Genomic DNA, 21,437 nt, shown 5'->3' with positions numbered 1-21,437 from the left:
GCTCCAGCTTCCCTCCCCGATAAAAAACCGTCAAGCGCGGCTTCGCCTGCCGCGCCGTCGATTCGCTTGCGCGCACGGTCCGCCGAAGGCCATGTCCTATTGTTGACATGCGCAAGCTAAGTCCGGCATCCGTGCCGAAAACCACCCCGAGGGGAAGCACGCACCCATGACGCGGAGCATGCTCTCCCGTCGGCATCGGTGCGCCTCCCCGAATGGTCCCTCCATCCCCAACCATTTGAGGTAGTTATGAGTTCGACAACCATCGCATCGGCCCCGCCGCGAGGCGGCACCACCCACCACGCCATCCATCCGGACAGCCCCCGCTGACCACCACTTCCACTTCAGCAGAGAGGAACTATCATGGGTCTTTTTAGCAAAATCAAGCATGCGATGCACAATATCGGGCATGCGATAGAACACGTCGCCAAGGATGTCGCGCACGGCATAGAACACGTCGCCAAGGATATCGGCAACGCCGCGCACGAGGCGGCCAACGCGGTCAACGACATCGCCCACGGCAGGCTGCGCGCGGCGTTGAATGACATGGCCAACGTCGGCACCAACCTGACCAAGGGGCTGACCGACATCGAGAAGACCGCCGTCGACGCGGCGGCCGACGCCACCGTCGACCTGCACCTGTCGAAGGCGATGGACAAGATGGCGGCCAGCGCCAAGCAGATGGCCGCCAAAATGGCCGACAACACGGTCAAGGCGGTCGACAACATCGGCCACAGCCTGGCCAACGACGCCGCCACCATGGCCAGCGACGTCGGCCATCTGACCAAGGACGTGGTCTCGGGGCATTTGGACGCGGCCAAGCACGATCTGTCCAAATACGGCACCGACTGGGGACACACGATCGGCAACCTGGGCAAGGACGCCGCCGTGGTGGTCAAGACCGTCGCCGCCAACGCTGGCGAAGTTGGCAAATGCGCGACCGATTCGGCCGCCGCCGCGCTGCAGGGCATGCATATCTCCAAGTCGGTGGACCGGTTCGCGGAGAAGGCCAGCCACACGATAGACAAGGGCATCAACACCACGGTGAAGATCACCGACCAGGTGGCCGACGGCGTCGCCAACGATGTGGCCGGCACCGTGGACGGCGCCGTCGCCATGACCAAGGACCTCGTCAACGGCCAAGGCGGCAAGTTGCTGCACGACGGCTTGAACACCGCCATGAGCGCCGTCTCGGCGGCGTGCGACCTGACGCCGGAGGGCTTGGCCGCCAACGCCGTCATGGCCACCATGAAGACCGCCCACATCGGCAACGAAATGGTCCAGAACGTCGTGGGCGGATTGATCGGCGGCCCCAAGGGCTTGATGAAACGCGTGGCGGAAACCGGCCTCGGCGTCGGTGTCGGCGAGGCGCTCAACAAGGTGACCAACGGCCACACCGAGTCCGCGCTGCTGATGGCGGGCGCCCTGGCGCCGGCGGCGGCGGACATGCTGGGCAGGCGGCGCGGCGGTCAGGGCGCGGCGCCGGCGGCGCCGCCGGCGTCCGGCGCGCACCACCCGAACGCCGAGGGACCGGAGTGCGGCCACGCGCACGGCCCGGAGACCAAACACGAGTCCAAGCCGGAGACGCCGGCATCCAACTGGCACGAGGTCCTCGGTGTCAGTCCCAACGCGAACCTCGCCCAGATCAACCAAGCCTATCGCAAGCTGTCGCTGCAAAACCATCCGGACAAAGGCGGCAGCCACGAGAAGCAGCAGGATATCAACACCGCGCGCGATGCCGCCAAGGCCGACCTGGAGAAAAATCCAAGGACGGCTCCCGCTCCCGCGCCCAAAGCGGAAGCGAAACCGGAAACCAAATCGGAAGCCAAGCCCGAGACCAAGGCGGAAACCAAGCCCGAGACCAAGTCCGAAGCCAAGCCCGAGACAAAGCGGGAGAGCAAACCGGAGACCAAATCCACGGCCGAACCCGAGGCCAAGCAGCCGGAGACCAAACCCGCGGCCCAGCCTGAAACCAAGGGCCGCGACGTGAAGCCCGACCAGGCATCTCCGCAAAGCGACCTGTCGACCTCCAGCCAGTTGGTCCTCAGTTCGCACAACCAAAGCGACTTGCACACCACGACCGCCCTCCAGGTCAGCACTACCAGCCCCGCCAGCCCGACCACGACGCCGGTGCCGCACGAGGAGGAAGCGCCTAAGCCGAAGGACAACGACCTCGCCAACTCGGCCGGCAACGTGGCAGGCAGCGCCGGCAACGTGGCCGGCACCGCCGGCGCCGTGGCGGGCACGGCGTCGACCTTGGCCGGTTCAGCCGAGGCCGCGGCGACCATCGCGGCGGCGCAGGCCTCGGCCGCCATCGCCATGGCGGCCCAGGTCGCGATGGCGGCGATCCAGAACGCGATCGCGCTCAACGAGGCGCAATGCCATGTAAGCGAAGAGATCGGTAAAGGCGTCAAATCCTTGGCGCAATAAGCCGCGTTCCCCGCAACGCCAACGGGCCGGCTCCAGCGCACAGCTGGAACCGGCCCGTTTTCTTTTGCGCGCGCCGCGGTTGGCTATCAGTCAGCCGCGCCCAACTCGTCGCCCATCTCCTTGCCGCGCGCGGCGGCCGCCTTCACCGCCTGGACGATGGCCGCCTTCACCCCGCTCTGCTCCATGCTGGTGAGCGCCGCGTAGGTGGTGCCGCCCTTGGACGTCACGCGCTCGCGCAGCAGCGAGACCGGCTCGCTCGACTGGTTGGCCAGCTGCGCCGCGCCGGCGAACGTCGCCAGCGCCAGCTGCGTGCCCTGCTCCGCGCTCAGGCCCATGTCCACGGCCGCCTGCTGCATCGCCTCGATAAAGTAGAACACATAGGCCGGGCCGCTGCCGGAAACCGCCGTCACCGCGTCGATCTTCGCTTCGTCGTCCAGCCACACGGTCGGGCCGACCGCGCGCAGGATGTCGTCGGCGGCCTGCTTCTGCCCGGCGCTCACGCCGGCGGCGGCGACCATGCCGGTGATGCCCATGCCGATCAGCGCCGGCGTGTTCGGCATGCAGCGCACGATGGCGCCGTAGCCGCCCAGCCAGCGCGACAGGTCGGCGCTGCGGATGCCGGCCGCGACCGACACGATCAAGGTCTGCCCGGCCTGGTCCAGCAAGGGCAACAACTGCGCCGCCACCTCGCGCATGCTCTGCGGTTTGATCGCCAGCACGATCACGTCGGCCGCGCCGACGGCGGCGTCGGCGGCGGTGGCCGTGGTCACGCCATATTGCTGCTTCAGTTTTGCCAGCGACTCCGGATTCGGATCGACCACATGGATGTCCGCGCCGGCGGTCAGCTTGCCGGCCAGGCCGGCGATCAACGCGGAGGCCATGTTGCCGCCGCCAATAAATGCAATCTTCATATCAAACCTTGTTGTAAGTTCGTGATCCAAAAATGGCGCTGCCGACGCGCACGATGGTCGCGCCCTCGAAGATCGCCGCGCGCATGTCGGCCGACATGCCCATCGACAGCGTATCGAGCGCCAGGCCGTCGGCGCGCAGTTGCTCGTACAGCGTCCGCAGGCGCGCGAACGCGGCGCGCTGCCGGTCGAATTCCGCGGCCGGCTCGGGGATCGCCATCAGGCCGCGCAACGTCAGATTCGGCAGCGCCGCGACCTTGTGGGCCAGCGCCGCCACCTCGTCCGGGGCGACGCCGCTCTTGCTGGCCTCGCCGCTGATATTCACTTGCAAACAGATTTGCAGCGGCGCCATGGCGGCCGGGCGCTGCTCGGACAGGCGCTGCGCCACCTTCTCGCGCTCGACCGTGTGCACCCAATCGAAATGCTCGGCGATGGGCCGCGTCTTGTTGCTCTGGATCGGCCCGATGAAATGCCACTCCAGGCGGGTGGCCGCGACCTCGGGCTGCGCGCTCAACGCCGCGATCTTGTCGAGCGCCTCCTGCAAATAGTTCTCGCCGAACGCGCGCTGGCCGGCGTGCACCGCCTCCAGCACGGCTTCCGGACCGAAAGTCTTGGACACGGCCAGCAGTTGCACCGTATCCGGCGCGCGGCCGGATTCTTGAGAGGCGGCAACGATAGTCGCGGTGATTGCTTGCAAGTTTTGGGGGATCGGGGACATAATCATCGGGTAAAAGACAGCGGTAAGCGTCATCACACCAACGCCAGGCAGGGATTATAAATGGACATATCCGAACTTCTCGCATTCTCCGTCAAGAACAAGGCCTCGGACTTGCACCTGTCGGCCGGGCTGCCGCCGATGATACGGGTGCACGGCGACGTGCGGCGCATCAACCTGCCGCCGCTCGAGCACAAGGAAGTGCACGGCATGATCTATGACATCATGAACGACGGCCAGCGCAAGGCCTACGAGGAGATGCTGGAGGTCGACTTCTCGTTCGCGATCCCGGGGCTGGCGCGCTTCCGCGTCAACGCCTACAACCAGGAGCGCGGCGCCTCGGCGGTGCTGCGCACGATCCCGTCGAAGATCCTCAGCCTCGAAGAGCTCAACGCGCCCAAGATCTTCGCCGAGTTCGCGCTCAAGCCGCGCGGCCTGGTGCTGGTCACCGGACCGACCGGCTCGGGCAAATCGACGACCTTGGCGGCGATGGTCAACCACCTCAACGAAAACGAATACGGCCACATCCTCACGATCGAGGACCCGATCGAATTCGTGCACGAATCGAAGAAATGCCTGATCAACCAGCGCGAGGTCGGGCCGCACACGCTGTCGTTCAACAACGCGCTGCGCTCGGCGTTGCGGGAAGACCCGGACGCCATCCTGGTCGGCGAGCTGCGCGACCTCGAAACGATCCGCCTGGCGCTGTCGGCGGCCGAGACGGGGCATTTGGTGTTCGGCACCCTGCACACCTCGTCGGCGGCCAAGACGATAGACCGCATCGTCGACGTCTTCCCGGCCGACGAAAAGGAAATGGTGCGCGCGATGCTGTCGGAATCGTTGCAGGCGGTGATCTCGCAAACGCTGCTCAAGACCAAGGACGGCGCGGGCCGGGTGGCCGCGCACGAGATCATGGTCGCCACGCCGGCGATCCGCAACCTGATCCGCGAATCGAAGATCGCGCAGATGTACTCGGCGATCCAGACCGGCAGCAACGTCGGCATGCAAACGCTGGACCAGAACCTCACGGACCTGGTGCGGCGCAACGTCATCTCCGCCGCCGCCGCCCGCAGCGCCGCCAAAACCCCGGACAACTTCCCCGGCTAACCCAGTGGGGTCAAGTCTGACATTCGGACACGGGCTCTACACCCCCGGGGGTCAGGTCCGACATTCGGACACGAACTCTGCCACGCCGCTGCCGGGCTCGTGTCCGAATGTCGGACCTGACCCCGCTTTTGAAGGAATTTTATGGAACGCGACCAGGCCTCCAAATTCATGTTCGACCTGCTGCGGTTGATGACCAGCAAAAAAGGCTCGGACCTGTTCATCACCGCCGGCTTTCCGCCGGCGATCAAGATCGATGGCAAGATGACGCCCGTGTCGTCCCAGGTGCTGACCGCCGCCCATACCGTCGACCTGGCCCGCTCCATCATGAACGATAAGCAGACCGCGTCGTTCGAGCTGACCAAGGAGGCCAACTTCGCCATCAGCCCGGGCGACCTGGGCCGCTTCCGGGTGTCGGCGTTCGTGCAGATGAGTTCGGTCGGCATGGTGCTGCGGACCATCACCAGCGACATCCCCAAACTCGACGAGCTCGGCCTGCCCGAGGTGCTCAAGGAGGTCGTCATGGCCAAGCGCGGCCTGGTGATCATGGTCGGCGCCACCGGTTCGGGCAAGTCGACCACCCTGGCGGCCATGGTCAACCACCGCAACGAGAACAGCTACGGCCACATCATCACCATCGAGGACCCGGTCGAGTACGTCCACCCGCACAAGAACTGCATCATGACCCAGCGCGAAGTCGGCGTCGACACCGACGACTGGGCCGTCGCGCTGAAAAACACGCTGCGCCAGGCGCCCGACGTGATCCAGATCGGCGAGATCCGCGACCGCGAAACCATGGACCACGCGATCGCCTTCGCCGAGACCGGCCACCTGTGCCTGGCCACCCTGCACGCCAACAGCGCCAACCAGGCGCTCGACCGCATCATCAACTTCTTCCCCGAGGAGCGCCGCCAGCAGCTGCTGATGGACCTGTCGCTGAACCTCAAGGGCATGATCTCGCAGCGCCTGATCCCGCGCAAGGAGGCCAAGGGCCGCGCGGTGGCCATCGAGATCATGCTCAACTCGCCGCTGATCTCGGACCTGATCTTCAAGGGCCAGGTCCACGAGATCAAGGAGCTGATGAAGAAGTCGCGCGAGCTGGGCATGCAGACGTTCGACCAGTCGCTGTTCGATTTGCACGAAGCCGATATCATCACGTACGAGGACGCGCTGCGCAACGCCGATTCCGTCAACGACCTGCGCCTGGCGATCAAGCTGGAAGGCAAGGCCGCCAAGAACCGCGACCTGTCGGCCGGCACCGAACATCTGGGCATCATCTAACGAGGACACATCATGGACACCATCTTCGACATCTCCGCCGACAGCCTGACGGGCGCCCCCGTCGACCTGCGCCGGTACCAGGGCCAGGTGCTGCTGATCGTCAACACCGCCAGCAAGTGCGGCTTCACGCCGCAGTACAAGGGGCTCGAGCAGGTCTACCAGCAGTTCAAGGACAAGGGCGTGACGGTGCTCGGCTTCCCCTGCAACCAGTTCGGCGCCCAGGAGCCGGGACAGGCCGACGAGATCGGCGCCTTCTGCGAGAAGAACTACGGCGTCACCTTCCCGCTGTTCGCCAAGATCGACGTCAACGGCGAGCATGCGCACCCGCTGTTCGTCAAGCTCAAGAAGGACGCCCCCGGCATCCTCGGCACCGAGGCGATCAAGTGGAATTTCACCAAGTTCCTGATCCGCAAGGACGGCACCGTCTTCAACCGCTACGCCCCCGCCACCAAGCCGGAGGAGCTGATCGCCGACATCGAAAAGCTGCTGGCCGAATAAAATCGGTTAATCGTTGTCTAGTACATCATGTAAATGCTTCAATCGTCTTCCGAAAAACGTGCTTTAGGTTAACTTTTCGGTAATAATGGCCCTTGGCCCTTTCCAATCGAATCAAGTACCTATGTCCGTGTTTGGAAAATTATTGTCGCCGTGGCTGCGAATGGGAATGTATTCCCGGCTGTTCGTGCCCATTTTCATCATCATCGCCATGGTGGTGGGCGTGCGCTACACCTTGCTGTTCCAGGCGGAGACCGCCAGCGCCAACGCGCGCTATCAAAAGGACGCCAGCGACATCGGCATCTATCTGCACAAGGCGCTGCTGCCGGCGCTGGCCGTGCCCGACCGCGCCGCCATCGACAGCGCGCTGGCCGACGCCCTGCTGCTTAGTCCCGATCTGGCCGCCGCCCGCCTCGACTTCGCCGGCGGCCATCTAGAGGCGCTGCGCCAGCCGCCGCCACGGTCGGACGTCCCCGCCTGGTTCGCCAGGCTGCATCCGCTGGAGCCGATCCGCCGCCACATCTACATCGGCACCGCCAGCCTGGTGCTGGAATTCGATCCCGCGCTGCCGGTGGCCGCCGTGTGGACCTCCGTCTGGAAGCAGATGGTCATCACCGCCCTCAACATCACGGTGATCTACACGCTGCTGGGCATTATCATCTTCGCCAACAAGCGCATGCTCAAGCGCCTCAACGACGTCACCCGGCGCTTCCAGGGCGGCGAGTATGACGCCAGGCTGCCGGTCGGCGGCACTTTGGAGGCGCGCATGCTGGCGGTCACCTTCAACAACATGGCGCAGCGCGTGCAGGCCCTGGTCGGCAAGCTGCAAACCAGCGAGAAGGAGTTGAGCGAGCAGCTCAAACGCACACTGATCGCGCAGGACCAGCTGCAGGCGCAGAAGGAGCGCATCGAAGTGACCCTGGCGTCGATCGGCGACGCCGTCATCACCACCGACCTGACAGGCAGGATCGAATCCATCAACGATGTCGCCCAGCGGCTTACCGGCTGGACCGACAAGCTCGCGCGCGGCATGGAACTGCACCAGGTGTTCGTCCTGGCGAATAACTTCGGCCAGCACTCGCTGCTTAAAACGATGTCGGCGATCTACGACGGCGGCGAAGTGGTCAAGGTCGGCAACCAGAGCCTGCGCAACCGCGCCGGCCAGACCTTCACGGTGGAGTACACGGCCAACGGCATCCGCGCCGCCCACGGCGAGGTGCAAGGTTCGGTGCTGGTGTTCCGCGACGTGACCGAACGCCGCCAGCTGATGCAGCAGATCTCCTGGCAAAGCAACCACGATATCCTGACCGGCCTGCCCAACCGCGCGGCGCTGGCGGCGCGCTTCGAAAACGAGGTCGCGCGCGCGCGCGAGCAGGACTATCTGCTGGCCGTGTGCCTGTTCGATCTGGACCACTTCCAGCAAGTCAACGACACCTTGGGCCACGCCATCGGCGACGAGGTGCTCAAGCAGGTCGCCAGCCGCCTGCACGACTTCGCCGGCCGGCGCCATTATGTCGCGCGCCTGGGCGGCGACGAGTTCGTCCTGCTGCTACCGGAGATGCACTCGCGCGTGGCCGTGGAGGTGGCGATGGACCGGCTGATGTCGGCGCTCTCGCGCGACTACCTGGGCGACGGCCAGGCGGTGGCGATGTCGGCCAGCGTCGGCATCGCCGTCTACACCGGCAACGAAATCAGCGCCGACAGCCTGCTGCGCCACGCCGACCAGGCGCTGTACCAGGCCAAGATCATGGGCCGCAACCGTTTCCACTTCTTCGACGCGGACCTCGACGAGCAGGTGCGCACACACCACAACCGCCGCACCGAGGTGCGCTCGGCCCTGCGCGCCGGCGAGCTGCGGCTGTACTACCAGCCCAAGCTGGACATGCGCAAAGGCCGCATCATCGGCATGGAGGCGCTGCTGCGATGGCAGCATCCCTCGCGCGGGATCGTCGGACCAATGGAATTCCTGCCCATCGTCGAACACAGCGACGTGATCGTCGACATCGGCGAGTGGGTGCTGCGCGAGGCCCTGCGCCAGTTGCAGCAATGGCGCGCCTTCGATCCGGCATGGGTCATCAGCGTCAACATCGCCGCGCGCCATTTCCAGCGCGGCGATTTCGTCGACCGGCTCACCGCGATCCTGTCCGAATTCCCGGACGTGCCGCCGCACATGCTGGAGCTGGAGATCCTGGAGTCATCGGCGCTGAGCGACATCAACCACGTGCGCGGCATCATGCTCGATTGCCAGGCGCTGGGCATCAGCTTCGCGCTCGACGATTTCGGCACCGGCTATTCGTCGATGTCCTACCTCAAACGGTTGCCGGCGGACCTGCTGAAGATCGATCAAAGCTTCGTGCGCAACATGCTGGTCGACCGCGACGATCTGCACCTGGTCAGCGCGGTCATCGGCCTGGCCAGGTCGTTCGGCCTGGGCGTGATCGCCGAGGGCGTCGAAACGATCGAACACGGAGCGATGCTGATGCGGCTGGGCTGCGATCTGGTGCAGGGCTACGGCATCGCGCGGCCCATGCCGGCGGACGAAGTGCTGGTGTGGGTCCGCGCTTTCGACCTGGCGCCGACCTGGCAGGCCGCCGCCGGGTTGCCGCCCATCGTCAGCCTGCACGGCCATGAGCCGGCCGGTGGCACCGCGCAGATACCGTTGTTCGTGGGATAGGCAAACGTCGATGGCGGACCATGGCGGATTACGCCGTTCCGGCTAATCCGCCCTACGTGTATCCGTGGTCCAGCGCGGTCCCAGGCCGTGGCCGGGGGCCACGGAACGACGATCAAACGAGGAGGCACGTAGGGCGGATTAGCGCAGCGTAATCCGCCAAGCTCCGCCAACGGCTCATCGCCGCTTACGGCTCGCCAACGCGCGGTCGACCAACTCAATCCAATGCAACACCGGCGTCTGCGTCCCCGACTGCAAATGCGCCGTACAGCCGACATTCGCCGAAACGATGGTGGTCGCCCCCGTATCGGCCAGATTGGCCAGCTTGCGGTCGCGCAGCTGCAGCGACAACTCCGGCTGCAGCAGTGAATACGTCCCGGCGGAACCACAGCACAAATGACTCTCCGCGCAAAGGACCACATCGACACCGACCGCGCGCAACACGCCCTCCACCTTGCCGCGTATCTGCTGGCCATGCTGCAAGGTGCAAGGCGGATGATAGGCGACGCGCTCCTTGATGACCGCCCCAAGGCGTGCCAGGCCCTCCTCGAACTCCGGCATGACTTCGCTCAGATCCCGCGTCATCATCGAAATGCGCGCCGCCTTGCCGACGTAGTCGCTGTCGTGCGCCAGCAGATGCCCGTAATCCTTGACGGTGGATCCGCAGCCGGATGCCGTCATGACGATCGCTTCCACCGCACGACTCTCGACATACGGCCACCACGCGTCGATATTGCGGCGCATGTCGTCCAGCGCCGCCTCGTGATCGCTCAAGTGATGCCGCACCGCGCCGCAGCAGCCCGCCTTGGGGGCGACAATCAGCTGCACGCCCACCGCATCGAGCACCCGCGCGGTGGCGGCGTTGATATCGGGCGCCATGGCCGGCTGCGCGCAGCCTTCCAGCACCAGCATCTTGCGCCCATGCTCGCGCGTCGGCCAGGCGCCGGCGCGCGCCACGGCCGGGATCTTGTCCTGCATGGCGGGCGACAGCAGCGGACGGAAAAGCTGCCCGGCGCGCAGCGCCGCCGTGAAGACTGTCTTGCGGGGCAGGCCCTCCTTCAACACCTTGCGCTTCAGCCGATCCATCAGCGGACGCTCGACGCGCTCCTCCACGACCTTGCGGCCGATATCGATCAGGCGTCCGTACTGCACGCCGGACGGACAGGTGGTTTCACAGTTGCGGCAGGTCAGGCAGCGGTCCAGGTGTGTTTGCGTCTTGGCGGTGACCGGCGCGCCTTCCAGCACCTGCTTGATCAGATAAATACGTCCGCGCGGCCCGTCCAGCTCATCGCCAAGCAGCTGATAGGTGGGACAGGTCGCGGTGCAAAATCCGCAATGGACGCAGGAGCGCAGGATGGCGTCGGCCTCTTCGCCTTCGCGGGTATTCTTGATGAAATCGGCGAGATTGGTTTGCATGGATACCTATCAGTACATGCGGCCGGGATTGAAGATCCCCGCCGGATCGAAGGACTGCTTCAGCCGCTCGTGGATCTTCGCCACGGCGGGCGCCAGGGGATGGAACACGCCGAGCCGCTTATCCCCGCCCCGGAACAGCGTCGCATGGCCGCCTGCCGCCGCCACCGCGCTACGGATGCCGGCCGTCTGCCCGGCGTCGCAATCGTCCGCTTTGAGCCAACGCTGGGCGCCGCCCCACTCGATCAACTGCTCGCCGCGCAGGATGATGGCGCTGGCCGCCGGTGGCACCGAGAGGCGCCACAAGGCGTCGCCGCTGAAATGGTCGTGCGATTGGTCGCGCAACGATGTCCAGAACGCGACGCCGTCATTCAACGCTTCGCCGCCCAGCCTTTGCCGCGCCGCGATCACCGCCGCTTCGGCGCCGGACAAGCGCAGCGAGAGCACGCCCCGATGCCAGCAGCTTGCCGATATCGGCAGCGGCTGGCCCGCCCACTCGTTCAACCGGGTCAACGCGTCGATCTCGCTCATGTCGAACCGCAGGCTGGTCTCACTCACCGGCACCGGCAGCACCTTGAGCGACACCTCCAGTATCAAACCGAGGGTGCCGAGCGATCCGGCCAGCAGGCGCGAGACGTCATAGCCGGCGACGTTCTTCATCACCTGGCCGCCGAAACGCAGCCCCTCGCCGCGTCCATCCATCAGCACCGCGCCCAGCACGAAGTCGCGCACGGCGCCGGCGCTGGCGCGGCGCGGCCCGGACAAGGCGCTGGCCACCACGCCACCTATCGTCGATCCGGCACCGAAGCGCGGCGGTTCGAACGCCAGCATTTGATTGTGCCGCGCCAGCAGCGCCTCGATCTCGGCCAGCGGCGTGCCGCAGCGCGCGGTGATCACCAGTTCTGTCGGCTCGTACGACACGATGCCCGAGTAGGCGCGCGTGTCGAGCACTTCGCCGTCAATCTCCTGCCCGTACCAGTCCTTGGTGCCGCCGCCGCGCAAGCGCAGCGGCTTGCCGGCGGCCGTGGCGGCGCGAATACGGGCGCCGAACTGCGCCGCGATGTCGGTCGATGAATCCGTCAATGGTTCAGTCATGTGGCTCCGTTCAGAAACGCGGCAGATGGGCGAACGGCAGCGCGCCGCCGCTGACGCGCATCTTGCCGAATTCGGCGCAGCGGTTCAGGGTCGGTATCGCCTTGTCCGGATTGAGCAGGCCGGCCGGGTCGAACGCGCGCTTGACCGAGAAGAACGCCGCCAGCTCGGATGGCGCGAACTGCACGCACATTGAATCGATCTTCTCGATCCCCACGCCATGCTCGCCGGTGATGGTGCCGCCCACCGCCACGCACAACGCCAGGATCTCGGCGCCGAACGCTTCGGCGCGTTCGAATTCATCGGGGATGTTGGCGTTAAAAAGGATCAGCGGGTGCAGGTTGCCGTCGCCGGCGTGGAAGACATTGGCGCAGCGTAGGCCGTACTTGGTTTCCATCTGTGCGATGCCTGTCAGTACCTCGCCCAGGCGCTTGCGCGGAATCGTGCCGTCCATGCAGTAGTAGTCCGGCGAGATGCGGCCGGCGGCCGGAAAGGCGTTCTTGCGGCCCGACCAGAACTTCAGGCGTTCCGCCTCCGACTGCGACACCGCGATCGCGCTGGCGCCGGCCGTTTGCAGCACGGCCGACATGCGGGCGATCTCCTCCTCCACCTCCTCGGCGGTGCCGTCGGCCTCGCACAGCAGAATCGCGGCGGCGTCGGTGTCGTAGCCCGCCCGGACGAACGGCTCGACCATGCGTGACGAGGTTTGATCCATCATCTCCAGTCCGGCCGGGATGATGCCCGCCGCGATCAGCGCGGCCACCGCCTCGCAGCCGGCCACCACCTGATCGAACGACGCCATGATCACGCGCGCCGTCGCCGGCTTGGGCACCAGCTTGACCGTCACCTCGGTCACGATGCCGAGCATGCCCTCCGAGCCGATGAAGACAGAGAGCAGATCGAGCCCCGGCGCGTCGAGCGCCTCGCCGCCCAGCTCCACCACGTCGCCGTCGATGGTCACCATGCGCACGCGCAGCACGTTGTGTACCGTGAGGCCGTACTTCAGACAATGCACGCCGCCCGAGTTCTCCGCCACATTGCCGCCGATGGTGCAGGCGATCTGCGACGACGGGTCGGGCGCGTAGTACAAGCGGTGCTGCGCGGCCGCCTCGGAGATGGCCAGGTTGCGCACACCCGGCTGGACCACCGCCGTGCGCGAATACGCGTCCATGCGCACGATGCGGTTCAGGCGCGCGGTCGACAGCACGACGCCATCGGCGATCGGCATCGCGCCGCCGGATAGCCCGGTGCCGGCGCCGCGCGGCACGATAGGCACGTTCAACTCGCGGCACACGCCCAGCACGGCGATGATCTGCGCCTCGCTGTCGGGCAGCACGACAATCATCGGCAACTGGCGGTAGGCGGCCAGGCCGTCGCATTCGTAGGGCCGGGTATCCTCCGGCGCGGACAAGATGGCGCTCGACGGCAGCACATGCCGCAGCGCAGCAGCGACCTGGTCGCGGCGAGCGGCGATGTCGGCCAGAAGACCGGAATCGGGAATGGCAGTGTTCATGGGACCAGCGCCTGAAAACACGAGTAAGCCTCGATTGTAAGCACAAACGTCCGCCCAGGCGATATCTTTGGCTGGTGCGCGGCGTATAATCTGCCGGCCGTCGCTATATCAACGCATTGGAATCGTATGGAATACAATTTTGAGAAAGAGTGGCTCCTGGCTCTGGAGCGTCGCTTCAACCGTCAGGCGACGGAAATCGCCGAGATCACGCTGAGCGGTCGTCCGCGCATGATGATCTTTTACTTCGCCGACTTCCCGGCCCAGGGCATGCTGACGGCCGTGACCGCCGGCCTGTCCAACGCCAACCACCCGGACTGGAAACACGGGAAGCCGGAACTGAGCTTCGCGCTGAAAACCACCGATCAGGGCTGGGGCAAGAGCGCCGCCTACCTCGCACAGGAGTTCTTCAACCAGCGCTCATTCGCCTACCAGTCGTCGTTCGCCCTGGATGTCGCCATGTCGGAGGACAGCGCGATGAACGCCTGCTTCGTCTACCGCCCCCAGTTCATGGACAAGGACCAGGTCAAGTTCGAGCTGCAAGACCGCACCATCTACCTGGCCGGCCTGTTCCCGATGTATGACGAGGAAATCGCCATGTACGAGGCCAAGGGCACCGAGGCTTTCTGGAACACGCCCGGCTTCCATCCGTACGACCCGACGCGCGCCAGCGTCGCCGGTAAATAATCGACATCAGGAGCCACATATGGGCAACCGACTCTCAAAAATCGCCACCCGCACCGGCGACGGCGGCACCACCGGCCTTGGCGACGGCACCCGCACCGACAAGGACAGCGTGCGCATCCACTCCATCGGCGAAGTCGACGAACTGAACTCGCATATCGGATTGCTGCTGTGCGAGGAGATGCCGGCCGATCTGCGCGAGGAGCTGGTGACGATCCAGCACGACCTATTCGATCTGGGCGGCGAGTTGTGCATCCCCGGCTACCAGATGATCACCGAGGCCCACGTCGAGCGGCTCGACGCGTTGCTGGCGAAATACAACGCCACCTTGCCGGCGCTGACGGAATTCATCCTGCCGGCCGGTTCGCGCGCGGCGTCGCAGGCGCACGTGTGCCGCACGGTGTGCCGCCGCGCCGAACGGGCGATCGTCACCTTGGGCAAAACGGAAACCATCCATGAACATCCGCGTCAGTACGTGAACCGCTTGTCGGACCTGATGTTTGTGCTGTCTCGGGTACTGAACCGCTTTGGCGGCGGTAGCGACGTGTTATGGCAGCATGAACGTCGCGGCAAACCCGCAAATCCGGACGGGGTCTGACCCGGCCGGGTCTGCCCCCATCGTAGCGACGCGCGCATGCTCTTCAGGGATGCGGGGTTGGAGGCTGGAACAACAAAGCCATCCCCTTCGCCATGCTGATGCGCGAGGCCGCCGCCGGATAGGCGTTGGACACGAGCGCCGATTGTTCTTCGGTCTGCAGCTTGCGGTAGAAGCTGACCATCTCCGCCGCCGGCCAGCCGGCGCGGTGCGCCAGCACCATTCCCAGTTGATCCGCCTCCGACTCCTGCAAGCTCGATAATTTGGATAGGCGGATCTGCAGCGACAGGTCGCTATCCAACCGCTCCATCACGACGTCGACCGGCGCGCGCAACGGGCGGTTCAGGGACAAAGCCTCGGACAGCGTCTCCCGATGGTGCTCCGCCACGGCATGCGCCACCTCATGGGCGAGCAAGGTGGCCAGTTCGCCGTCGCTGAGCGCCAGTTTGTGGACAAACGCGCCTCCCACCAGAATTTTTCCGCCCGCCATGCAGAAGGCGTCCACCTCCGGATCGCTGGTGGTGTGGACCTCCCACTGCCATTCCGCCGCTTCCGGCTTCATCGCCACGGCGGCCTTGATCAATCCTTCGCTGATGACACGCAGCCGCGCCAGCAGCGCGCGGTCCTCGTCAAGCTTGCCGGCGGCGGCCAGATCGACCATGCGGTCGATGTATTTGTCCTCCATGCGGGCGCCAACTTCGTCGGCGCTGAAGCTCAGTTCCTGCGCGCGCCCGGACTCGGGCACCTGGGCGCGGGCGCAGGCATACATCAGGCTCAAGGCCATCAGGCCAACGGCGACCACTTTCATCCTGCCTCCCGGGAGCATTCTGATATAAACGATTTATATCAATATATGCCATGCGCGGTCGAAGGCAAGCGTGATAGATCAAATCTGTTGCGTATTCGTGTATCCCGGCAGCCGCGCGATTTGCCCCGCCAGATGATCGAGCAGCAACCGCGCGCGCAGCGGCTGGTAGCGGCGCGATGGCGACAGCAGATGCAGCGCCTGCGGCTGGCCCTCCCACTCCGGCAGCACGCGCACCAGTGCACCGCTGTCGAGCAAATCCTGCACCAGCCATAACGGACACAATCCAATCCCGCCGCCGGCCGCCAGGCTTTCGCGGATCGCCAGCGCGTGGTTGACGCGGTAGCGCCCGCGCGTGACCACGCTTTCAATCTTGTCGCCACTATGGAGCGTTAGCATATCGCCATCGGCCAGCCAGGCAAAGCGGATGTAGTCGAAGTTCGCCAGCTCCGCCGGATGGAGCGGTTGGCCGCGCAGGCGCAGATATGACGGCGCCGCCACCAGGTGTCTGGGAGACATGCCAGCCAGCCGCGCCACCGCATCCGGCGGCAGTTCACGGCCCTGCCGCAACGCGATATCGACGCCCTCCTTGACCAGATCGACCATGCGGTCGTCGAGTATCAGTTCGATGTCGACCTGCGGATATTGTTCGAGGAAGGACGCCAGCATGGCGTTAAGCCGGAACTGGCCAAAGGCAGCCGGCGCGTTGACTCGTATCAGTCCCGCCGGCGTGTCGGTCTGGCCGCGCGCTTCGGCCACGGCCTCCTGGTATTCCGCCAGCACACCAAGCGCGCGCTGATAGAAGCGGCTTCCCTGCGGCGTCGGTTGCAGGCTGGTGGTGCTGCGCTCGAGCAGACGCACGCCCAGTTCGCGCTCCAGCCCCGCCATCAGTTTGCTGACGGTGGGCTGGGTGGTGCGCTCCTCGCGCGCGACGGCAGAGAGGCTGCCCAATTCGATGGCGCGCACGAAGCAGCGCAATGACCGGATGGTATCCATGGCTCGCTTATTCGATATTTGAATGAAGTATAGTCCAATTCCTCGTCTTCACGTGATATTCGGAATGACCTATCGTGTGGCTTTACAGGAGCCCATGATGAAAACCTTGAACTATCTCGCCCTGGCGGCCGCGCTGGCAGTGGTGGCGCCGTCATATGCCGCCGAACGATCGGGCGGCTGGACCACCAGTTGGTACGCCAGCCCGCAAGCCACATGGGGAGCGGATTTTCCACTGCCGACCGCCGTTCCGGCAACGCTGGAGCGGCAAACCGTACGCGAAACGGCGCGCATCAGCGTCGGCGGGACACGCGTACGTATCGTCTTGTCGAACCGCTACGGCGACCGGCCGATCGTCATTGGGGAAGCGCGCATCGCCCGTGCCGGTGACACGGGCGGTTCCGCGCGGGAGCTAACCTTCGGCGGCCAGCGCGCCGCCACCATTCCGGCCGGGGCGCCGTTGATCAGCGATCCTGTCGATATGCGCGTGGACGCGCTGGAAAAGCTGGCGGTCGGCGTATTCCTGCCGCAGGCAACGCCGTTGAAGACCTTCCATTGGGGTGCGCAGCAGACCGGCGATATCGTCGACGGCAACGCCACCGGAGCGGCGACGTTGAAAGGTGCGCGAGCGATGCATGGACGGGCCCTGCTCAGCGCCATCCTGGTCGAAGCGCCGGGTGGCAAAGGCGCTTTGGTGGCCTTGGGAGACTCCATCACCGATGGCAACGGCTCGACCCCGGATCGTGACCGGCGCTGGCCGGATTATCTGGCCGCCCGTTTCGGCGCGGACGGCGTCGCCGTGGTCAACGCCGGCATCTCCGGCGCGCGGTTGCTGGGTGATCGCATGGGCGTCAATGCCGCCGCGCGTTTCGAGCAGGATGTATTGAGTCAGCCCGGCGTCAGGACTGTCGTGGTTCTGTTGGGGATCAATGATATCGGGTGGCCGCAAAGCGCCTTCGCGCCGGACGAGCCCCTGATGCGGGCGGAGCGCATGGTCGCCGTGTATCGACAGCTGATCGCGCAGGCGCGCGTGCGCGGGGTGCGTATCGTCGGTGCGACGTTGCTGCCGTTTGAGGGGGCGCTGCATGGCACGCCGTTCGAGGGTTATTACACTCCAGAGAAGGATGCGGTGCGGCGCGAGGTCAATCAGTGGATCAGGGACGGTGGGGAGTTCGACGCGGTGGTCGATTTTGACAGGGCGCTGCGCGATCCGGCGCGGCCGGCACGCATGTTGCCGCGCTACGATAGCGGCGATCACCTGCACCCCGGCGATGCCGGTTACGAGGCGATGGCCAAAGCGGTGGCGGCGAACGGATTGGGTGGGACGCCGTAATCGGCCATGTGTGAGCCGTCGACGGAGCACACATTGGCCGATTACGCTGCGCTAATCCGCCCTACGTGTTTCCGGGGTCGTTCAATGTCCCATGCCCCAGTGGCACGTAGGGCGGATTAGGCGGAACGCCGTAATCCGCCAATGCGTGAGCCGCCAACGGCACTCGTCGGATCAACCGTTGTTGACCACCAGACGCGGCTCGTCGCCGGCGCTGTCGAAGCGCTTCTTGATCGACGCGGTGATGCCGGCGCCATCCAGGCCCACGCTGGCGAGCAGCTTGGCCGGGTCGCCGTGGTCGATGAATTTGTCCGGCAAGCCAAGCATCAGCACCTGCTTGACGATGCCTTCGGCGGCCAACGCCTCGGCAACCGCCGAACCTGCGCCGCCCATGATCGAGCCCTCTTCCACCGTCACCAGATAATCGTGTTCGGCGGCCAGTTGCTTGACCAGCTCCACATCCAGCGGCTTGATGAAGCGCATGTTGGCGACCGTCGCGTCGAGCGTCTCGCCCGCCACCATTGACGGCGTGACCATCGAACCGAACGCCAGGATCGCGATCTTCTGCCCCTTGCGCTTGATCTCGCCCTTGCCGATCTCGATCGTCGTCAGCTCCGGCTTGATGGCCGCGCCGATGCCGGCGCCGCGCGGATAGCGGATCGCCGCCGGTCCCTTGTACTGGTAGCCGGTGGTCAGCATCTGGCGGCATTCGTTTTCGTCCGAGGCGGCCATGACGACCATGTTCGGGATGCAGCGCAGATAAGCCAGATCGTAATTACCCGCGTGCGTGGCGCCGTCGGCGCCGACCAGGCCGGCGCGGTCCAGCGCGAACGTCACGTCCAGGTTTTGCAGCGCCACGTCGTGGATCAGTTGATCGTAGGCGCGCTGCAGGAAGGTCGAATAAATCGCCACCACCGGCTTCATGTCCTCGCACGCCAGGCCGGCGCCGAAGGTCACCGCGTGCTGCTCGGCGATGCCGACGTCGAAGTAGCGGTCCGGATATTCCTGCTCGAAGCGGACCATGCCCGAACCTTCGCGCATGGCGGGCGTGATGCCGACCAGTTTCTTGTCGGCGGCCGCCATGTCGCACAGCCAGTTGCCGAAGACGTCGGTGTAGGTCATCTTGCCGGGAGCGACCGCCGGCTTGATGCCTTCGGCCGGATTGAACTTGCCAGGGCCGTGGTACAGGGTCGGCTCGGCCTCGGCCAACTTGTAGCCCTGGCCCTTCTTGGTCACCACGTGCAGGAACTGCGGCCCCTTGAGCTGCTTGATGTTCTGCAGCGTCGGGATCAGCGAGTCCAGATCGTGGCCGTCGATCGGGCCGATGTAGTTGAAGCCGAATTCCTCGAACATCGTGGCCGGCACCACCATGCCCTTGGCATGTTCTTCCAGCCGCTTGGCCAGTTCCAGCACGGGACCGGGCAGCACCGATTTGCCGACGTTCTTGGCGGCGGCGTAGAACTGCCCCGACATCAGGCGCGCCAGGTAGCGGTTCAAGGCGCCGACCGGCGGCGAGATCGACATGTCGTTGTCGTTGAGGATAACCAGCAGGTTGATGTCGTCCTGCACCCCGGCGTTGTTGAGCGCCTCGAACGCCATGCCGGCGGTCATCGAGCCGTCGCCGATGACGGCGATCGCGTGGCGGTGCTCGCCCTTGATCTTGGCCGCCTGCGCCATGCCCAGCGCGGCCGAAATCGACGTCGACGAATGCGCGGTGCCGAAGGTGTCGTACTCGCTCTCGTCGCGCTTGGGGAAGCCGGAGATGCCGTTCAGCTGGCGCAGGGTATTCATGCGCTCGCGCCGGCCCGTGAGGATCTTGTGCGAATACGTCTGATGGCCGACATCCCAGACGATGCGGTCGTGCGGCGTGTTGAACACGTAGTGCAGCGCCACGGTCAGTTCGACCGTGCCGAGATTGGACGACAGGTGGCCGCCGGTCTTGGAGACCGAATCGAGCAGGTAGGCGCGCAGTTCGTGCGCCAGCGGCGTCAATTGGGTGTACGCCAGTTTGCGCACATCGGCTGGTGAATCTATATTTTGTAGCAAGTTCATTTATGCCTTCCGCTGCACGATCAAATCCGCGAGTTCGCGTAACCGCAGAGCTTTGTCTCCGAACGGCGCGAGCGCTACGTGCGCATCGAGCCGCAATTTTTGCGCCAGCGCGCGCGACGGTTCCAGACCCAGTATCGACACGTAGGTCGGCTTGTTGTCGGCGGCGTCCTTGCCGGCGGTCTTGCCCAGGGTGGCCGAATCGGCCGTGGCGTCGAGCACGTCGTCGACCACCTGGAACGCCAGGCCGATGGCGCGCGCGTAGGTGTTCAGCGCCGTCATTTCGGCCTGGTCCAGATCCTTGCCGGCCAGCGCGCCAAGGATCACGGCGGCGCGCAGCAGCGCGCCGGTTTTCAACTGGTGCATCCGCTCCAGCTGTTCCAGCGTCAGACTCAGGCCGACGCTGTCGAGATCGATCGCCTGGCCGCCGCACATGCCGGCCGAACCGGAGGCGTGGGCCAGCAACCGCAGCATCGCCACCTGGCGCGACGCGGGCACGCCGGTCGCCTCGGACAGCACCAGGAAGGCCTGCGACTGCAGCGCGTCGCCAACCAGCAGCGCGGTCGCCTCGTCGTAGGCGACGTGCACGGTCGGCTTGCCCCGGCGCAGCGCGTCGTCGTCCATGCACGGCATGTCGTCGTGCACCAGCGAATAGGCGTGGATCATTTCGACGGCGGCCGCCGCGCGGCTCAGGGTGGCGGTGTCGGCGTCGAACAGCGCGCCGGCCGCGTACACCAGCAGCGGGCGCACGCGCTTGCCGCCGCCCAGCAGCGCGTAGCGCATGGCCTCGTGCAGCTTGGCCGGCACCGTCGTCGCGGTCGGGAGGAAACCGGATAAATCGTTTTCGGACCCGGCCTGCACGGTTTTCATCCAGTCGTCGAAGGCGCCGCTCATTGCTCGGCCTCGCCGCTCTCCGCGAACGGCTTGAGCATGTCGCCCTCCAGCACCTTGACCTGGGATTCGACTTTTTCCAACTGGGCGGCGCAGAACTTGACCAGCTCCGAGCCGCGCGCATAGGCGGCCACCGACGCTTCGAGCGGCAGTTGCCCTGCTTCCATTTGCGCGACCAAGGTTGCCAGCTCCGCCATCGCTTCTTCAAACGAGACGGGGGCGGCGGCGATCGCGTCGGCGGTTAATTTCTTAGACATAGTCACTCAGGCTTCAAGGCAAACTTCAGGGCTCATTCCAGGCTAACTTGCGGTTAACAATACCCGCCAGCGCAGTGTAGCCCGTTATTTTAGAACAAACCACCTTCTCCGGTGGAACTATAGCGGCCGCACCGGCGGCGAACTATGGATTTTATCGCAATCGACCCCATATCCTCGATCTGCATGTGTTTGTTACAAGTTTTTGCACGAAAAACGA

The 21,437-nt window shown here is 65.4% G+C and carries 18 protein-coding genes; 8 read left to right on the top strand and 10 right to left on the bottom strand.

The annotated features are described in order from the left end of the window. Window positions 1–360 precede the first annotated feature (360 nt). Complete coding sequence (locus AC07P1_RS25015) at window positions 361–2,427, top strand: J domain-containing protein (RefSeq protein WP_494698379.1); 2,067 nt, start codon at window positions 361–363, stop codon at window positions 2,425–2,427. A gap of 86 nt (window positions 2,428–2,513) precedes the next feature. On the opposite strand, the gene proC is transcribed toward AC07P1_RS25015, so the two are convergent. Together proC and AC07P1_RS25005 are read right to left on the bottom strand one after the other, a co-directional pair. Beyond that, entirely contained in the window at window positions 2,514–3,338 is an 825-nt protein-coding gene (proC, locus tag AC07P1_RS25010; RefSeq protein ID WP_494698378.1) for a pyrroline-5-carboxylate reductase, read from the bottom strand. Between the two features lies 1 nt (window position 3,339). Next, the gene (locus tag AC07P1_RS25005) at window positions 3,340–4,053 is read right to left on the bottom strand and encodes a YggS family pyridoxal phosphate-dependent enzyme (protein ID WP_494698377.1); all 714 of its coding nucleotides are present in this window, start codon (window positions 4,051–4,053) and stop codon (window positions 3,340–3,342) included. Between the two features lie 60 nt (window positions 4,054–4,113). On the opposite strand from AC07P1_RS25005, the gene AC07P1_RS25000 reads away from it, so the two are divergent. From AC07P1_RS25000 to AC07P1_RS24985, 4 genes are all read left to right on the top strand, one after another. Continuing rightward, the gene (locus AC07P1_RS25000; RefSeq protein ID WP_090316767.1) at window positions 4,114–5,157 is read left to right on the top strand and encodes a type IV pilus twitching motility protein PilT; all 1,044 of its coding nucleotides are present in this window, start codon (window positions 4,114–4,116) and stop codon (window positions 5,155–5,157) included. Between the two features lie 141 nt (window positions 5,158–5,298). Continuing rightward, window positions 5,299–6,435: a PilT/PilU family type 4a pilus ATPase gene (locus AC07P1_RS24995; RefSeq protein WP_494698376.1), complete on the top strand. Its 1,137-nt coding sequence runs from the start codon at window positions 5,299–5,301 to the stop codon at window positions 6,433–6,435. Between the two features lie 12 nt (window positions 6,436–6,447). Beyond that, window positions 6,448–6,933: a glutathione peroxidase gene (locus AC07P1_RS24990; RefSeq protein WP_494698375.1), complete on the top strand. Its 486-nt coding sequence runs from the start codon at window positions 6,448–6,450 to the stop codon at window positions 6,931–6,933. 166 nt (window positions 6,934–7,099) lie between these two features. Further along, window positions 7,100–9,604 carry an EAL domain-containing protein gene (locus tag AC07P1_RS24985; protein ID WP_494698374.1) on the top strand — a complete coding sequence of 835 codons (2,505 nt, stop codon included), beginning with the start codon at window positions 7,100–7,102 and terminating at the stop codon, window positions 9,602–9,604. A gap of 174 nt (window positions 9,605–9,778) precedes the next feature. Here AC07P1_RS24985 and glcF read toward each other — a convergent pair whose 3' ends face one another. From glcF to AC07P1_RS24970, 3 genes are read right to left on the bottom strand one after another with little or no spacing between them, the layout of a single operon-like run. Further along, on the bottom strand, window positions 9,779–11,017 hold the full coding sequence (gene glcF / locus AC07P1_RS24980) for a glycolate oxidase subunit GlcF (protein WP_494698373.1): 1,239 nt from the start codon (window positions 11,015–11,017) through the stop codon (window positions 9,779–9,781). A gap of 9 nt (window positions 11,018–11,026) precedes the next feature. Further along, window positions 11,027–12,109 carry a glycolate oxidase subunit GlcE gene (gene glcE / locus AC07P1_RS24975; protein WP_494698372.1) on the bottom strand — a complete coding sequence of 361 codons (1,083 nt, stop codon included), beginning with the start codon at window positions 12,107–12,109 and terminating at the stop codon, window positions 11,027–11,029. A 10-nt stretch (window positions 12,110–12,119) separates the two neighbouring features. Beyond that, window positions 12,120–13,619, bottom strand: a complete 1,500-nt coding sequence (locus tag AC07P1_RS24970; protein WP_494698371.1) for an FAD-linked oxidase C-terminal domain-containing protein — start codon at window positions 13,617–13,619, stop codon at window positions 12,120–12,122. Window positions 13,620–13,745: 126 nt separating this feature from the next. Here AC07P1_RS24970 and AC07P1_RS24965 point away from each other — a divergent pair, with 126 nt between their 5' ends. Together AC07P1_RS24965 and AC07P1_RS24960 are read left to right on the top strand one after the other, a co-directional pair. Beyond that, a complete protein-coding gene (locus AC07P1_RS24965; protein WP_494698370.1) occupies window positions 13,746–14,303 on the top strand; it encodes a suppressor of fused domain protein in 558 nt (185 codons plus the stop codon). 19 nt (window positions 14,304–14,322) lie between these two features. Then, window positions 14,323–14,898 (top strand): cob(I)yrinic acid a,c-diamide adenosyltransferase, encoded by a 576-nt coding sequence (locus AC07P1_RS24960; protein ID WP_494698369.1) that lies wholly within the window; start codon window positions 14,323–14,325, stop codon window positions 14,896–14,898. A 43-nt stretch (window positions 14,899–14,941) separates the two neighbouring features. On the opposite strand, the gene AC07P1_RS24955 is transcribed toward AC07P1_RS24960, so the two are convergent. Next, window positions 14,942–15,703: a M48 family metalloprotease gene (locus tag AC07P1_RS24955; protein WP_494698368.1), complete on the bottom strand. Its 762-nt coding sequence runs from the start codon at window positions 15,701–15,703 to the stop codon at window positions 14,942–14,944. Between the two features lie 78 nt (window positions 15,704–15,781). Beyond that, window positions 15,782–16,696, bottom strand: coding sequence for a LysR family transcriptional regulator (locus tag AC07P1_RS24950; RefSeq protein ID WP_494698367.1), 915 nt, complete (start codon window positions 16,694–16,696; stop codon window positions 15,782–15,784). A 97-nt stretch (window positions 16,697–16,793) separates the two neighbouring features. On the opposite strand from AC07P1_RS24950, the gene AC07P1_RS24945 reads away from it, so the two are divergent. Continuing rightward, the gene (locus tag AC07P1_RS24945) at window positions 16,794–18,026 is read left to right on the top strand and encodes an SGNH/GDSL hydrolase family protein (protein WP_494698366.1); all 1,233 of its coding nucleotides are present in this window, start codon (window positions 16,794–16,796) and stop codon (window positions 18,024–18,026) included. Between the two features lie 171 nt (window positions 18,027–18,197). Here AC07P1_RS24945 and dxs read toward each other — a convergent pair whose 3' ends face one another. From dxs to AC07P1_RS24930, 3 genes are read right to left on the bottom strand one after another with little or no spacing between them, the layout of a single operon-like run. After that, entirely contained in the window at window positions 18,198–20,075 is a 1,878-nt protein-coding gene (dxs, locus tag AC07P1_RS24940; protein ID WP_494698365.1) for a 1-deoxy-D-xylulose-5-phosphate synthase, read from the bottom strand. Then, the gene (locus AC07P1_RS24935; RefSeq protein WP_494698364.1) at window positions 20,076–20,966 is read right to left on the bottom strand and encodes a polyprenyl synthetase family protein; all 891 of its coding nucleotides are present in this window, start codon (window positions 20,964–20,966) and stop codon (window positions 20,076–20,078) included. Beyond that, window positions 20,963–21,220 (bottom strand): exodeoxyribonuclease VII small subunit, encoded by a 258-nt coding sequence (locus AC07P1_RS24930; protein WP_494698363.1) that lies wholly within the window; start codon window positions 21,218–21,220, stop codon window positions 20,963–20,965. The genes AC07P1_RS24935 and AC07P1_RS24930 overlap by 4 nt, the downstream gene beginning before the upstream one ends. Between the last annotated feature and the right edge of the window lie 217 nt (window positions 21,221–21,437).

It is taken from the genome of Duganella sp. GW821-FHT07F09 (genome assembly GCF_059418705.1).
This window is presented reverse-complemented; position numbering and strand designations above follow the sequence as displayed.

Coding starts and splice junctions, on each gene's coding strand:
- AC07P1_RS24945 (WP_494698366.1), top strand. CDS start 16,794: ATGAAAACCTTGAACTATCTCGCCCTGGCGGCCGCGCTGGCAGTGGTG.
- AC07P1_RS25015 (WP_494698379.1), top strand. CDS start 361: ATGGGTCTTTTTAGCAAAATCAAGCATGCGATGCACAATATCGGGCAT.
- AC07P1_RS24955 (WP_494698368.1), bottom strand. CDS start 15,703: ATGAAAGTGGTCGCCGTTGGCCTGATGGCCTTGAGCCTGATGTATGCC.
- AC07P1_RS24990 (WP_494698375.1), top strand. CDS start 6,448: ATGGACACCATCTTCGACATCTCCGCCGACAGCCTGACGGGCGCCCCC.
- AC07P1_RS24950 (WP_494698367.1), bottom strand. CDS start 16,696: ATGGATACCATCCGGTCATTGCGCTGCTTCGTGCGCGCCATCGAATTG.
- AC07P1_RS24985 (WP_494698374.1), top strand. CDS start 7,100: ATGTATTCCCGGCTGTTCGTGCCCATTTTCATCATCATCGCCATGGTG.
- glcF (WP_494698373.1), bottom strand. CDS start 11,017: ATGCAAACCAATCTCGCCGATTTCATCAAGAATACCCGCGAAGGCGAA.
- AC07P1_RS24995 (WP_494698376.1), top strand. CDS start 5,299: ATGGAACGCGACCAGGCCTCCAAATTCATGTTCGACCTGCTGCGGTTG.
- glcE (WP_494698372.1), bottom strand. CDS start 12,109: ATGACTGAACCATTGACGGATTCATCGACCGACATCGCGGCGCAGTTC.
- dxs (WP_494698365.1), bottom strand. CDS start 20,075: ATGAACTTGCTACAAAATATAGATTCACCAGCCGATGTGCGCAAACTG.
- AC07P1_RS25000 (WP_090316767.1), top strand. CDS start 4,114: ATGGACATATCCGAACTTCTCGCATTCTCCGTCAAGAACAAGGCCTCG.
- AC07P1_RS24930 (WP_494698363.1), bottom strand. CDS start 21,220: ATGTCTAAGAAATTAACCGCCGACGCGATCGCCGCCGCCCCCGTCTCG.
- AC07P1_RS24960 (WP_494698369.1), top strand. CDS start 14,323: ATGGGCAACCGACTCTCAAAAATCGCCACCCGCACCGGCGACGGCGGC.
- proC (WP_494698378.1), bottom strand. CDS start 3,338: ATGAAGATTGCATTTATTGGCGGCGGCAACATGGCCTCCGCGTTGATC.
- AC07P1_RS24965 (WP_494698370.1), top strand. CDS start 13,746: ATGGAATACAATTTTGAGAAAGAGTGGCTCCTGGCTCTGGAGCGTCGC.
- AC07P1_RS24935 (WP_494698364.1), bottom strand. CDS start 20,966: ATGAGCGGCGCCTTCGACGACTGGATGAAAACCGTGCAGGCCGGGTCC.
- AC07P1_RS24970 (WP_494698371.1), bottom strand. CDS start 13,619: ATGAACACTGCCATTCCCGATTCCGGTCTTCTGGCCGACATCGCCGCT.
- AC07P1_RS25005 (WP_494698377.1), bottom strand. CDS start 4,053: ATGTCCCCGATCCCCCAAAACTTGCAAGCAATCACCGCGACTATCGTT.